We start from the raw sequence: 13,618 nt of genomic DNA, 5'->3' as shown, positions 1-13,618 counted from the left end.
CGATCGGTAATACTGTCTGAAAGGCCATTGCGCACGCAGCCCATTTGCCTTTTGCAAATTAACCAACCAATGGGTTGATATATTCAGACGAGAATCAAGGAGACACCGTGGAATCTCTGTTCGGTAACTATCGTTCGCCGTGGATGACGGAAGAACTGGACATGCTGCGCACGACGGCGCGCCGCTTCTTCGAAAAGGAAGTCACGCCGCACCAGGAGAAGTGGCGCAAGCAGCACTACATCGACAAATCGGTGTGGCTGAAGGCGGGCGAGCTGGGCTTGATCGGCGTCAGCTATCCGGAGGAATACGGCGGTCACGGCGGCAATTACGCGCACGACGTCGTGATCATGGAAGAGCAGGCGCGCGCCTGCGACACCGCCTGGGGCTACGTGCCAGGCGTGATCGGCGCGCCGACCACGCTGATCCTGACAGGCACGCCCAAGCAGATCGACAGGTGGCTGCCGCCCATCATCCGCGGCGAAAAGCTGCTGGCGTTCGCGGCCACCGAGCCGGATTGCGGCACCGACATCAAGACGCTTCGCACGACGGCGCGTCGCGAGGGCGACGAGTACGTGCTCAACGGCTCGAAGATGTTCATCACGCACGGCTCGCGCTCCGACCTCGCCATCGTCGCGGCGCGCACGAACGGCCCCGGCGCGAAGGGCATTTCGCTCTTCATGGTCGAGAAGGACAAGGTGAGCGGCTTCAAGGTCAACAAGATTCTCGAGAAGATGGGCCAGCACGGCCTCGACACCTGCGAAATCTTTCTCGACGACGTGCGCGTGCCGGCAGAGAACCTGCTCGGTGGCGTGGAAGGCAACGGCTTCGGCAAGATGATGGACAGCTTCGTGAAGGAGCGCCTGACGATCGCCGTGACCGCCATCGCCAGCACCGAGCGCGCGATCGAACTGACGCTTGATCACGTCAAGCAGCGCAAGATGTTCAATCAGACGCTGTGGGACTTCCAGAATACGAAGTTCAAGCTCGCCGAGTGCGTGAGCCAGGTGCGCATCGGCCGCGTGTTCATCGACAGCCTGATCCAGCGTCTGGTGGAAGGCGTGAACCCGCCGTCGGCGGAAGAAGCCGCGATGGCGAAGGTGTGGTGCTCGGAAGTGCAGTGGAAGGTGATCGACGAATGCGTGCAGCTGTTCGGCGGTTATGGCTACATGGCCGAATACCCGATCTGTCAGTTCATGATGGATGCGCGCATTCAGCGGCTCTATGGCGGCTCCAACGAAATCCTGAAAGAACTGATCGCCCGCAAGCTGTAAACAAAGCGCGGCCGCCTGAAGTGGCGGCCGCGAGCGTTCCGGGGTACTTCAAAAAAAATAGGCGGGAACGTGCCCGCCTTTCTTGCTTCCTGATGCTGCGCCTAGCGCTGCGGCCTGGCCGCGATGCCTTGTATCAGCATGTTCATGAACGTCTCGACGACTTCATCGATGCTGTACTTCCCGTCCTCCTGATACCACTGCGGCACCCAGTTCAGCATGCCGAACAGCATCGCGGACAGCAGCGCCGGCACGCACGGCTTGATGTCTCCCGCAGCGATGCCTTCCGTGATCAGGTCGCGCACGGTCGTATCGAGCCGGCGCTGGAATCGGCGGATATCGAGGCTCGCTTCCGTCGTCAGCGGACGCAGACCCACGACCACGAGACAGCGGCCGAAGTCGCTGTTCTGCGCATGCGCGAGGCTCTGCGCGAAGTAGCGCAGCCGCTGCAACGGCGGCTCGCTGCGATCCCGCACTTTTTCCACCACTTCGTCGAGATTCTCGAACGACTTTACGAGGCAGAAGTACAGCACCTCTTCCTTGTTCTTGATGTAGTGGTACAGCGTCGCCTTATGCATGCCGATCTGGTCGGCGATCATGTCGAGCGACGTGGCTTCGTACCCGTTCTGCGCGAAAAGCTGCGCAGCGATACGCAGGATCGCAAGGCGCTTGTCTTCGTGACGGACGACGGGCGGCGCCTTGCGGCGGCGCCCGGCCGGACGTTCGATGGTAGCCGGCAGCGCGGCTTCGTCGGGGCGTGTGGACATAGGGCTCGATTTTACACTGGCGCGCCGATCGCGCCTTCCGCGATCAAGCGCTCAACTTGAGCGTCAGCAAAGTTTGCTTCGCGCAGGATTTCGCGCGTGTGCTCGCCGAGTTTCGGCGCGCGATGACGCACGGCGCCGGGCGTAACGGACAGCTTCGCGGGCACGCCCGGCACCGAAACCTCGTCTTTCAGTCCCGGATGCTCGACCTTCGGCAGCATGTTGCGAGCGGCAAAATGCGGATCGTCGAAAATCTCTTCCGCAGTATAGATCGGGCTGAACGGCACCTTCCCGCCGAACATTTCGCGCAGTTCCGTCTTGGTGTAGCGCGTGGTGAACGCCTCGATCTCGCTGGTCAGTGCGTCATTGTTTTCCCAGCGCAGCGTTTCGGAGCCGAATCGCGCGTCCTTCGCCAGATCGTCGCGGCCCATCAGCCTGCACAGCTGAAGCCATTGCGGATCATGCGGCGCCGCGATCGCGATCATGCCGTCCTTCGCGCGCACCGTGCCTTGCGGCGCGAGGCCCGGCAGATTGTTGCCCACCGGCTTCTGCGAAACGCCGCGATACGAATACTGGCTGACGAGCAGCTCCGACATCGAGAGAATCGAATCGGTCATCGCAACATCGACGTACTGGCCCTGCCCCGTCGCCTTTGCGTGCCACAGCGCGGCCATCGTGCCGAAGGCTGCGTGCAGGCCCGGCACCGTATCGCCGGGGCCGCCGCCGACCTTCACGGGATGCTGTTCGTCTTCGCCCGTGATGCCCATCCAGCCGCCCATTGCCTGTGCAACGATGTCGAAGGCCGGCCAGTCCATGTAAGGGCTCGCGCCGCCTGGCCTGTCGCCGAAACCACGCACCGACGTGTAGACGAGACGCGGATTGATTTCCTTCAGTTGCTCGTAGCCGATGCCGAGCTTCGTCAGCACGCCAGCGCGGTAGTTTTCGACCAGCACGTCAGCGGTGCGCACCAGCGTGCGGAATGTCTCCAGACCGTCGGCGCTCTTCAGGTTCAGCGCGATAGACCGCTTGTTCCGGTTGCATGACTGGAACAGCCCGCCGTAGTGGCGCTCCTGGTCGTCGTCGCGAAAGGGGCCGATGCGGCGGAAGAAGTCGCCTTCCAGCGGTTCGACCTTGATCACATCGGCGCCGTGATCGCCGAGAACCTGCGAGCAGAAAGGACCCGCCAAAGCATGTGTCAAGTCGAGAACGCGTACGCCTCGCAAGGCGCCGCTCAGGGAATTCGTCATGTGCTCCTCCAGTCAATCAACTGGTTGGTTGAATCGTTGAGTGATTATCGCCCAGCAGACGGGCCGATGTATAGCTTTTTGCAGTCGAAGGCTACGTGGTCACTGCGCCGCGCCGGGCGCCAGCATCGATACGGACCGCTCGGGGTAACGGCCGAGCATCAGGATCGCGCCTGCGCAAAACAGGCACAGCACACTCGATACTTCATGAATCGGCGCATACGACTTGAAGTGATCGAACACCGTCCCGTAGACGAATGGGCCGATTGCGCCGCCTAGCGTCGAGACGCCGAACAGCGCGCCGTAGATCGCGCCCAGATGACGCTTGCCGAAATAACGGCGCGCGAGGTACGGAATCAGGTCGCCTTCGCTGCCCGTCGCGAGACCGAGCACCAACGCGCTGAGCATGACCATGCCCGGCAGACGGATGAAGTCGGTCGTGAGCATCAGGAAAACGGCAGCGCCTGCAAGACAGGCGACCGACGCAACCAGCGGCGCGAACGCTCGATCGAGCACGGCGCCGATGCCGACGCGTGCAACAGCAAGTCCGATGCCGACTACGGCCGCCGCCTGCGCCGCGACGTCGCGTCCTAGTCCGCGGTCGGACACGAACGGCGCAAGATGCACGAATCCGCCCAGCACCGAGCACGACACGAGAAAGAACACGAACGCGATCAGCCAGAAGCGAAAGCTGCGGAGTGCCTGCCTTAGCGTCAGCTCGATGCCGTCGTCCGTTTCCGCTCCGAGCAGTCGTTCGGCGCGTGCCTCTGAACGCGCGTTGACCACCTGGTAATTGCGGAAGATGATCCGGTGAGCGACAAGGCCAAGCACGAGCGAACCCGCGGCGAGGACCCTATACGCCTGCCGCCAGTCGACATGGTGCAGAAGCGTCACGGCGATCATCGGCATCGCAAAGCCGCCGATGCCCGTGCCGAGCATCGCGATGCCGAGCGCCATGCCAAGCCGCTTGTTGAACGCGCCCGGCAGGATGGCGACGTAGCCTACGGCACTCGTCGCCGCTCCGCACACGCCGATGAATACGCCGACCATGCCGAACAGCAGACGATTCGGCGGCATGAGCGCGAGCAGCAGAAGCCCCAGCGAAAACAGCACAATGGCCCAACCGATCACCTTCGCCCAGCCGCGGCGGTCCGCCATGTAGCCGACGATCGGCGCACCGACCGCGTTGCCGAACATCGCGAGCATCGGCAACAGCGCGACGTCGGCACGTCCCCAGTGAAACGACGCTGCAAGGGGCTTGAGGAAGACGCCGGCAACGCTGAAGAAAAACGGCCCGAAGCCGCAGGCCAGGCCCAGCGCAGCGCCGAACACGATCCACCCCTTGTTACGCGTGCTCACGGCTTGCGGCTCGTCGCCCCCTTGCGGCGATGCTGCCGTCGTAATGGACTTGGCCATCCTTTGTCTCCCACGTCTCTGTCTGAATAGGGGCGCACCGGAAGACCCCATGCCGAAGGCGCGGGCATCGCGTCGACGGTGCGCGCATTGAATGCGAGCGGCACGCCGAAAATCAGCAGACGTCGCTTTGGATCGCGCACCGACAGCGCTTGCAAGCCGAAAAAAACTTCAACCCTGTCAGACCGCCGCCAACCGCGATCATCGAAGTGCGCGATCGCGCGGCGGCGGCATCGGGGGTTTCACTGCTCGTCTCCTGCTGGCGCCGCCGGATAGCGCCCGAGCAGCAGGATCGCCACCGCGCCGACGATGCACGCGGCACACGACACTTCATGCACGACGGTATATGACCCGAAGCGGTCGAACGCCATGCCATACACGAACGGACCGATCGCGCCGCCGAGCGTCGCCGCGCCGAACAGGCAGCCGTAAATCGAGCCGAACGAGCGCTTGCCGAAATACTTGCGCGCGAGGAACGGAATCAGATCGCCTTCCGAGCCCGTCGAGATACCGAGCAGCAACGCCGCCAGAACGATCATCGCGGGCGTCTGCGCCGCGTCGGTGAGGAAGATCGCAAAGCCCACCGCGCCGATGCCGAAGCTGACGAGCGCCACGAACGGAGCGAATACGCGATCGAGCAGCGCGCCGAGCCCGACGCGCGCAATCGCAAGACCCACCCCGACAACGCCCGCCGCCTGCGCGCCGACATCGCGGCCAAGACCGCGATCGCTGACGAACGCGGCAAGGTGTACGAAGCCACCGAGAATCGCGCTCGATATCACGAACATCACGACGGCGAGGAGCCAGAAACGATAGCCGCGCACGGCTTCTCCGAGCGTGAGTCCCGCTTCGAGCGACGTGGTCTGCACGCTCGCGCCGGCGCTTTTCTCGATGCGCATGTTTCGAAACAACAGCCGATGAGCGACGAAGCCGAACACCAACGCAGCCAGCGCGCACACAGCGAACGAATGACGCCAGTCCATCATTACGCCGAGCCGGTTGGCGGCGATGGGCGCGAAGAATCCGCCGAGCCCCGTGCCGATCATCGCGAATCCGAGGGCCATGCCGAGCCGCCTGTCGAAGACACGTGGCAATACGGCCAGATAGCCCGCCGCCGTCGTCGCCGCGCCGAGAAAGCCGATCAGGAAACCGACGACGGCGACATACGCATGATTGGCGGGCGCCAGGGCGAGCGCGCCGAGCGACATCGAAAACAGCGCAATCGCGCCCGCGATGACCTTGCTCCAGCCGATCCGGTCCGCAAGATAGCCGGCGACAGGCGCGCCCAGCGCTGTGCCGGCCATCGCGAGCATCGGCAGCATCGCGACGTCGGAGCGTCCCCAGCCGAACGTCGCCGTCATCGGCTTCAGGAAAATGCCGATGACACTAAAAAACAATGGACCGAATCCGAACATCAACCCGATCGCAGCACCACATACGACCCACACGCTTGCGGCCGTATTCTCTTTCGACGATGCATCGAGCGCGGGCAACGCTTTCGTGCTCACAGGACGGCTCATGACGCGCTCTCCTTTCAGAACAGATGACGGATGCCGAGTTGCACGGCCGTCTGGTTACGCGACGACGACGCGCCCACGCCGTTCGGCAGCTTGGGAGACATCGAATACGGCGTCACCGCGAGGAAGTTGCCCGCGACGCTCGCACCAGCGAACGCGTGCTGATACGTCGCGAACGTGAACACGTCGGTGCGTTTCGACAGGCGATAGTCGAGACCCGCGCTCGCAATGTCGAATTTGCCGAGCTTGCGCTCATCGATATACGCGAAGCCCGCTCCCAGCTGGAAATAAGGCGTCGCCTGCCAGGTGAGGCCGGCTTCATATGCGTTCGCGGTTATGGTGCCAAGCGGGCTGTCGGATGCGTTCGTATAGGTGTACACGCCGTTGATGCCGAAGTCGCCGAGTTTCACCAGCCCGCCGAAGGCCGCGGTATAGATCGATTTTGCGCCCAGCGCGACCTGCGCGATCGTGCCGCCCGTGCCCGGCGCGCCGTTGCCGCCATCGGTCTTCGTGAACGCCGCGCCGAACGAATAGGGTGCGTTGAAGCTCCCCGTCGGGCTGTATTTGAGCCCGACGCTCAACACACGCGCCGATGACGGCGAGCCGCCGAACGCTCCCGCTGCATTGCTGAAGCCATACATCACGCCGGCGCCGAAGCCATGTACGGTCGGCGTCTCGTAGCGCACCATGTTGTGCACCTGTTCGCCGGCTAGACGGTCGATGTCGTTGCCGAGGTGGAACGAGTACGACGGCGCGAACTGCGTGACGTTCGTGTAGTACGTCACGTAGTCGTAGATGAAGTCATAGTCGTTACCGGCGATCAGCGTACCGAACGTGTCGCTCGACAAGCCGACGAATGCGCGCCGGCCGAACAGCGACCCGCCCTGTCCCGCGATGCCCGTGTTCAGATCGAAGCCGTTTTCCAGCGTGAAAACAGCACGCAGGCCGCCTCCCAGGTCTTCCGTGCCCTTCAATCCCCAGCGGCTCGACTGCGCGATTCCGCTGTCCATCTTCACCGTGCTGTGACCGCCCTGGTTGCTGATGTAACTGATGCCGTCGTCGATGATGCCGTACAGCGTGACACTGCTTTGCGCATGCGCCGCGCCTGCGAACAACGCAGCAAAAGTGGCAGCCACCACCCGATGCTTCATGTCTGTCTCCTGAAACCAGCTCCGCCGGTTCTCTTCTAATTAGTACTACTAGTCGTGAGGCTCGCGATCGGTACCGAAGCTTACATCTGCCATGCGTCGTTAGAACGTATGCGTCCCCATGCGGCGCGCTACATCGAGGCGGCACGCGCGGGGAAGCCGGGCGTCGAGGGATCGAACCGCATCCGTACGTTCCGTAACCAGGCCACGTCCGCACGAAAATCGCTTCATGGCCGAAACGGCGGATTCTCCGTCCGCGCGTTCCGGTGCAAAATCTCAACTCATGAGTTGAATTATTGACACGACGCCATGAGGAGTCAACGACTGCGGTCTACGTGTTTACCTTGATACGCACCTCGACCCGCGCCAAATAAGGGCACAGCGGACATTCTCTGGGCGTTTAACGTCGATTCAGGCGACTTGCGCAGCCGGCGTATTTCAACTATACGGTTGAAGTGTGAAAACCGGCGCCGAGGATTCCGACGTTTGCGCGTGCTCTGGAAGCTGGTAGCGTTCAAGCACTCATGGCCTGCATCCGTGGAAAGGCATCTGCAAGCAATGTGTGCAGATCGGCGGCATTCCGGCCCAAGTTTTGGTTGACGCGTGACGAAGTTGCGAAACACGGGCCGCAAGGCATCATTCGTCGTGCTCGCTACTTCAACGGCGCCGGGCTTCACGGCCGTTTCGATGAGCTCGCGCGCATGCGGCGAGCGTTCGGATTCGTATGTGTCGAGCAGGCTGTCGCCATCTTCGGCGTTGCATGCGGTCACGCACGCGAGTCATTTCGTTCGTTTATCCTGGGTTTTATCACCACCACCGGAGACATCATGACATCGTCGACAGCGAGGCGACGCGGGCTCTCGCTCAGCCATATGGGCTTCTACGTTCACGATCTCGCGCGATGCGAGGACTTCTATTCGCGCGTTCTGGAATTCACGGTGACGGATCGCGGCAGCCTTCCGACGCCGAACGGCAAGGTCCAGCTCGTATTCCTGAGCCGTGACCCCGCTGTGCATCATCAGATCGTACTGGCGGGCGGACGACCCGAGACACTCGCATTCAATCCGATCCATCAGATCTCTTTCGAAGCGGACAGTCTCGACACGCTCAGGCGTTTTCACCAGCGCTTCATCGACGAAGAACTGGAGGAGATCGCCCCCGTCACGCACGGCAATGCGATCTCGTGCTACGCGCGAGATCCTGAAGGAAATCGTTTGGAGATCTTTATCGACACGCCGTGGTATGTGGACCAGCCGATGCGCGTGCCCGTCGATTTGTCGCTGCCGGACGACAAGCTTCTCGCAGCCGTCGAACGGCACGCGCGCACGTTGCCCGGATTCAGGCCGCGCGACGAGTGGGAAGCGGAAATGGCAAAGCGGATGGGGATCAGTTGAAACGCGGCACGCAGAACAGACCTGCCGTCACTCTTCGAAAACGAACTGCGCGCGCGAAGACGTACGCGCGCCGCTTCCTTCACGGTTTCGACGAACGGAAAACGACTCGAAGATGGACAGGAGTCTGGCGATGCTCGACATCGACGGTCGGTCCTGGATTGGTTGGCCTGTTATACCGGCGCGAACTTTATCGCAGACCGACGCTTCGTCGTGATGTCATGCCTCCAGTAGCGCGTCCGGAGAAGGTAGCGGCCACATCATCAGTTGCCCCAGGCGTGGTTTGGGTTCGTTGTCGCCGCAAAGACGCAGACACATCCATGCAGTCGCGAGATTGCTGCTCACGACAGGCTTGTCGAGCAACGCCTCGATTCGCCCGATCACAGCCGCCGCACGCACCGCCGTGCACGAAATGAAGAGCGCATCCGACTCCGGCGCCATCGCATTGCGCGCGAACGCAACGATATCGTCGTGCGAAATCCGCGCCATCTCACGGTCGTCGGTGAGCCCGATGCAAGTGAAGCGATCGATCACGAAGCCCTTGGCGGCGAAATACGCGGCCATCGGCTGGCTGGTCTCGACGGTATAAGGCGTCAGCACGCTGATGTGTCGCGCGCCGATCGTTCGTAGCGCGGTCACGGCGGCCATCGTCGGCGTGACGATATGTGCGTCGGGTTTCGCCGCGCGAATCGCCTGCTCGATCTCTTCGTCGCCGATCATCACGGACGCCGACGTGCACGAGTACATCACCACGTCGAGCGCTTCGTCAGGCAGGATCAGCGCTGCGCCCGCCGTCAGCGAAGGCTGCATCGCGCGCAGGTTGTCGGGCGTCACCGGGTTCGCGTATGGCACGCGATTCGTGTAGATGCCGATCCGCTCGTTCGCGACGAGCCGTGCAAAATCGGGCTCCGTGGTGTGATCGGTTGCGAGGATTACAAGGCCGATGCGCTTGTCGATAGCGCGGGCGTCCAGTTGAACGACCGCATCCAGCGGATGAATGACGATGGCCATCGGTCAGTGCCCCAGAGCGGGAAAGCGTTTTTCGAGCAGTCTCACGCCGACCACGGCCACAAGACTGATGCACAGAAAAAGCACGCCGACCAGCGTCATCGGCTCAAGGTAGCGGTAGTCCGTGTTCGCGATGATCTTCGCTTCGTTCATCAATTCGAGCACGGTGATCGCCGACAGCAACGGCGTCTCCTTGAACATCGAGATCAGATAGTTCGCGAGCGCGGGCAACATCGGCGGAACCGCTTCGGGCAGGATCACGTGTTGCCACATCTGCTGCGCGTTCAGGTTGCATGCCTTCGCGGCTTCCCACTGCCCACGCGGCACGTTTTCGATGCCCGTCCGATACACCTCCGCCGCGTAAGTCGCGTAGTGCACACCGAGCACGAGCACGCCCGCCGCCAGCGCGGGCATGCGGATGCCGATATCCGGCAGCACGTAGAACACGAAATACAGTTGCACGAGCAACGGCGTGCCGCGAATGAAGCTCACCACGGCCGTCGTCGTGCGCGACACCGCCCGGTTCGGCGCGAGCCGCAGGATCGCGAACACCATGCCGATCACGGCTGCCGCGATCGCGCCGAGCAAGGTCGCGAGCACGGTGATCTCCAGCCCGCGCAAAAGGGTCGGCAGAATCCCGAATGCGAAACTCCAGTCCCATTCCATGCCGTTATCTCCTCATGCCGTCGAGACCGAATGTCATCCGGCGTTCGAGCTTGCGCATGGCGAACGAAATCAGGCACGCCATTGCGAAATAGAGCGCGAGAATCGTCGCGAAGGGTATCAGCGTATTGCCCGTTTGCGAGCGCACCACCTGCGCCTGGAATGTCATGTCGCCGAGCGAGATCAACGATACGACTGCCGTGCCCTTGAGCAATTCGATTGCGTTGTTGCCAAAAGTGGGCAGCATCAACGGCAATGCTTGCGGCAGGATCACATGACGCATGCGCTGGTAGACGGACAGATTCAACGCAATGCACGCGCTGCGCTGTTCCTGCCCGACCGCGACGATCGCGCCGCGCACCACTTCCGCGCCGTACGCGCCAACGTTGAGGCCGAGCGCGAGCACGCCCGCCTGTAGCGGCGTGAGCGTGAGCCCGATCATCGGCAAGACGAAATACGCCCAGAACAGCTGGACAAATACCGACGTGCCGCGAAAGAACTCGATATACGTAGTAGCGAGCGCGCGCACCGCAGAGAATGGCGACAGGCGGCCGAGGCCTGCGACGAACGCCATCACGAGCGCAAGCACCGCGCCCATCACCGTGAGTTCGACGGTCGCAACGGCGCCCTTCATGATCAGCGTCAGATAGCCGGACCAGTGGTTCATAAGCGCACCTCGAAGGCAGCTAAGCAGCTGACTAGCGCGCGAACGAATCGCGCACTAGCCAGTTCGAGCAGTTTCAGTTCGATGCCGAACACAGTTTGTCGCGGCTCGTCGACATTGCCGCCTTTGCCGAAAAGCCGTAAGGCTCGACGATCTTCGCGAACTCGCCGGATGCCTTCATCTTCTTCAGCTCGACGTCGAACGCATCGCGCAGCGCCGTGTCCTGCTTGCGGAACGCCACGCCGTCGCATTGCACGGGGGTGCCTTGCACGGGCGCGATCGACTCAAGACCGGCGTCCTTCGCCTTCGAGAGCAGATCGCTGATCGAAAGCAACGGCAGCGCGAACGCGTCGATGCGGCCGTCCTGGAGCATCTTCAGACCGCTCTGTCCGTCGGGCACGATGACGATGCGGTCGGTCGGAATATGAGCGGCCGTCGCCAGTTTCTGTTCGGTCGTGCCCCCCTCGACGCCGATCACCGCCTTCGGGTCTTTGGCGATTTCTTCGTAGGTCTTGATGCTCTTGGTGTTGCCCTTCTTGACGGCGAACGCCTCCACCGCGCAGAGCACCGGCTCCGAGTACGCGACGGCCGCGCATCGCTGCGGCGTCATGAAGAGGCCGGCCGCAATCGCGTCATGCCGTCCCACGGCGAGGCCCGGAATCATCGCGCCATACTCGGAAACCGACGCGACGATATCGTTGACACCGAGCTTCTTGAAGACCGCGCGCGCGACGTCGGGCGCAGCGCCCGTCACCTTGCCGTCGGCGCCGACTGCCGTGAACGGCGGTTCGTTGGCAATCGCGATGCGCGCAAAGCCTTGCTCCTTGAGCTGCGTCAGCTTGTCCTCTGCATTGGCTGCGGAACAGGCCAGAGTGAGTACCGACAACGTCCCCGTGATCAGAATCGCCTTCAGTTTCATGGTTTTTGGCTCCTAAGGCCTGGTGGTGTGCGTGATGTGCGTCGTGGTCTTGCGATAAGCGATGCGTGCCGATCAGATCCTGTGACCGGCGGCGATGATCTTGCGCAGGAACGCCTGAGTCCGCTCGTGTTCCGGATGCCTGAAGATGTCCTCGGGCTTGCCTTCCTCGACGATCCTGCCGCGATCGAAAAACAGCACGCGGTCAGCGAAATCGTGTGCGAAGCCCATTTCGTGCGTGACGAGCAGCATCGTCATATCGGTTTCTTTGGCGAGCCTCTGCATCACATTGAGTACTTCTTCGACGAGTTCCGGGTCGAGCGCCGACGTGACTTCATCGAAAAGCATGATCTTCGGCGCGAGCGCAAGCGCCCGCGCAATCGCGACACGTTGCTTCTGTCCGCCGGAAAGTTGCGCGGGCCTGCTCTTCGCCTTGTCGGCCATGCCGACCATGTCGAGCAATTCGAGCGCGCGCTTTTCAGCCGATTCGCGGCTCTCGCCTTTCGTCAGGATAGGCGCGAGCGTCACGTTGTCGAGCACGCTCTTATGCGGAAACAGATTGAAGTGCTGAAAGACCATTCCGATCTTCTCGCGCATCTTCTGCAAATGACGCTCGTTCGCAGGAACCATCTGGTCGCCGCGTTGCATATGGAAAAGCTGTTCGCCATCCACTTCGATATGGCCGCCATCGATCGTTTCGAGTGTCATCAGGATACGAAGAATAGTGGTCTTCCCTGATCCCGATGGGCCGATCAACGCTAGCTTTTCGCCCGGCATCACATTGAGCGAAAGCTCGTCGAGCACGGTAAGCGCGCCATAGCGTTTCGTGATCCGATCGATCTTGATCAGCGGCCTGGTGGTCGGCGTCTTCTCGCGAATGGAAGAGGCGTCACCAGCGGCGGCCTGCGCATCCGGCGAAAGAGTCTCCTGGGCAATTCCTGAAGCGCTTGGCATTGGGGTCACTCGCGCGGTTTTCATGTTGGTCCGTGTTCCGTTCATCACGCCTGCGTGGGGTGAGTGCGTGTTGCGGCAGTGCAGGAAGAGCGGCTATGCGAACCAGCATACAAAGCCATATTCGCGATCCGATTGCTCTAGAACAATTCTTTCCACGCCATAAAAAGCCCGACACGCCGTGACGTAAAGGGCTGCGAGGAATAGCGCGTACTCGCATCAGGGACAATACCTATGAGCGCATCGCAAGACAATTCACACTCGATACAACGAGCCTTCGCGCCCGGGTTTGATGTATCGACGAAGATTGAACTAGCACATTCGGAGCCTATTTTTCGCAGCATTAGACTGCGGCGAGCAATACCTGCTGGTGCCTCATTTAGGTGCATGGGGCGCCACTTCTGCGACGAGTTCGTGCATGGAGACAAGAACGATGTCAGATACAACGAAACAGGACCCGCCTGCCAAGGGACCATCGGTACGCCTGCCTTTCGATCGCGCCGAATACGACGCACGCATCGCGAAGACACGCAAGGCGATGGAAAAGGCGCAGATCGATCTGCTGATCGTCACCGACCCGACCAACATGGCGTGGCTCACGGGCTACGACGGCTGGTCGTTCTACGTGCATCAATGCGTGCTGCTCGCGCTCGACGGCGAGCCCGTCTGGT

Annotated in this window: 13 protein-coding genes; 3 read left to right on the top strand and 10 right to left on the bottom strand. The window is 61.9% G+C overall.

Annotation, left to right across the window (positions count from 1 at the left end; translation table 11 throughout):
* Nucleotides 1–107: 107 nt before the first annotated feature.
* On the top strand, nt 108–1,271 hold the full coding sequence (locus AABE10_RS14065; RefSeq protein WP_342933889.1) for an acyl-CoA dehydrogenase family protein: 1,164 nt from the start codon (nt 108–110) through the stop codon (nt 1,269–1,271).
* Between the two features lie 101 nt (nt 1,272–1,372).
* On the opposite strand, the gene AABE10_RS14060 is transcribed toward AABE10_RS14065, so the two are convergent.
* From AABE10_RS14060 to AABE10_RS14040, 5 genes are all read right to left on the bottom strand, one after another.
* On the bottom strand, nt 1,373–2,035 hold the full coding sequence (locus tag AABE10_RS14060; protein WP_342933888.1) for a TetR/AcrR family transcriptional regulator: 663 nt from the start codon (nt 2,033–2,035) through the stop codon (nt 1,373–1,375).
* 11 nt (nt 2,036–2,046) lie between these two features.
* Nucleotides 2,047–3,279 carry a CoA transferase gene (locus AABE10_RS14055; RefSeq protein ID WP_342933887.1) on the bottom strand — a complete coding sequence of 411 codons (1,233 nt, stop codon included), beginning with the start codon at nt 3,277–3,279 and terminating at the stop codon, nt 2,047–2,049.
* A gap of 99 nt (nt 3,280–3,378) precedes the next feature.
* On the bottom strand, nt 3,379–4,692 hold the full coding sequence (locus AABE10_RS14050) for an MFS transporter (protein ID WP_342933886.1): 1,314 nt from the start codon (nt 4,690–4,692) through the stop codon (nt 3,379–3,381).
* A gap of 239 nt (nt 4,693–4,931) precedes the next feature.
* On the bottom strand, nt 4,932–6,209 hold the full coding sequence (locus AABE10_RS14045) for an MFS transporter (RefSeq protein WP_342933885.1): 1,278 nt from the start codon (nt 6,207–6,209) through the stop codon (nt 4,932–4,934).
* Nucleotides 6,210–6,223: 14 nt separating this feature from the next.
* Complete coding sequence (locus AABE10_RS14040) at nt 6,224–7,357, bottom strand: porin (RefSeq protein ID WP_342933884.1); 1,134 nt, start codon at nt 7,355–7,357, stop codon at nt 6,224–6,226.
* Between the two features lie 824 nt (nt 7,358–8,181).
* Here AABE10_RS14040 and AABE10_RS14035 point away from each other — a divergent pair.
* On the top strand, nt 8,182–8,748 hold the full coding sequence (locus tag AABE10_RS14035; RefSeq protein WP_342933883.1) for a VOC family protein: 567 nt from the start codon (nt 8,182–8,184) through the stop codon (nt 8,746–8,748).
* Nucleotides 8,749–8,964: 216 nt separating this feature from the next.
* Here AABE10_RS14035 and eutA read toward each other — a convergent pair whose 3' ends face one another.
* The 5 genes from eutA to ehuA form a co-directional block, all read right to left on the bottom strand.
* On the bottom strand, nt 8,965–9,756 hold the full coding sequence (gene eutA, locus AABE10_RS14030; RefSeq protein WP_342933882.1) for an ectoine utilization protein EutA: 792 nt from the start codon (nt 9,754–9,756) through the stop codon (nt 8,965–8,967).
* Between the two features lie 3 nt (nt 9,757–9,759).
* A complete protein-coding gene (gene ehuD / locus AABE10_RS14025; protein WP_342933881.1) occupies nt 9,760–10,419 on the bottom strand; it encodes an ectoine/hydroxyectoine ABC transporter permease subunit EhuD in 660 nt (219 codons plus the stop codon).
* Between the two features lie 4 nt (nt 10,420–10,423).
* On the bottom strand, nt 10,424–11,083 hold the full coding sequence (ehuC, locus tag AABE10_RS14020; RefSeq protein ID WP_342933880.1) for an ectoine/hydroxyectoine ABC transporter permease subunit EhuC: 660 nt from the start codon (nt 11,081–11,083) through the stop codon (nt 10,424–10,426).
* Between the two features lie 73 nt (nt 11,084–11,156).
* Entirely contained in the window at nt 11,157–11,999 is an 843-nt protein-coding gene (gene ehuB / locus AABE10_RS14015; protein ID WP_342933879.1) for an ectoine/hydroxyectoine ABC transporter substrate-binding protein EhuB, read from the bottom strand.
* Between the two features lie 72 nt (nt 12,000–12,071).
* Nucleotides 12,072–12,974 (bottom strand): ectoine/hydroxyectoine ABC transporter ATP-binding protein EhuA, encoded by a 903-nt coding sequence (gene ehuA / locus AABE10_RS14010; protein WP_342933878.1) that lies wholly within the window; start codon nt 12,972–12,974, stop codon nt 12,072–12,074.
* 406 nt (nt 12,975–13,380) lie between these two features.
* Here ehuA and AABE10_RS14005 point away from each other — a divergent pair.
* The coding region (locus tag AABE10_RS14005) for an aminopeptidase P family N-terminal domain-containing protein (RefSeq protein ID WP_342933877.1) at nt 13,381–13,618 on the top strand (238 nt) is incomplete at its 3' end.

The organism is Paraburkholderia diazotrophica, assembly GCF_038900755.1.
Classification (GTDB): domain Bacteria; phylum Pseudomonadota; class Gammaproteobacteria; order Burkholderiales; family Burkholderiaceae; genus Paraburkholderia; species Paraburkholderia diazotrophica_A.
Note: the sequence above shows the minus strand (reverse complement) of the source record. Positions and strands in the feature narration are given on the sequence as shown.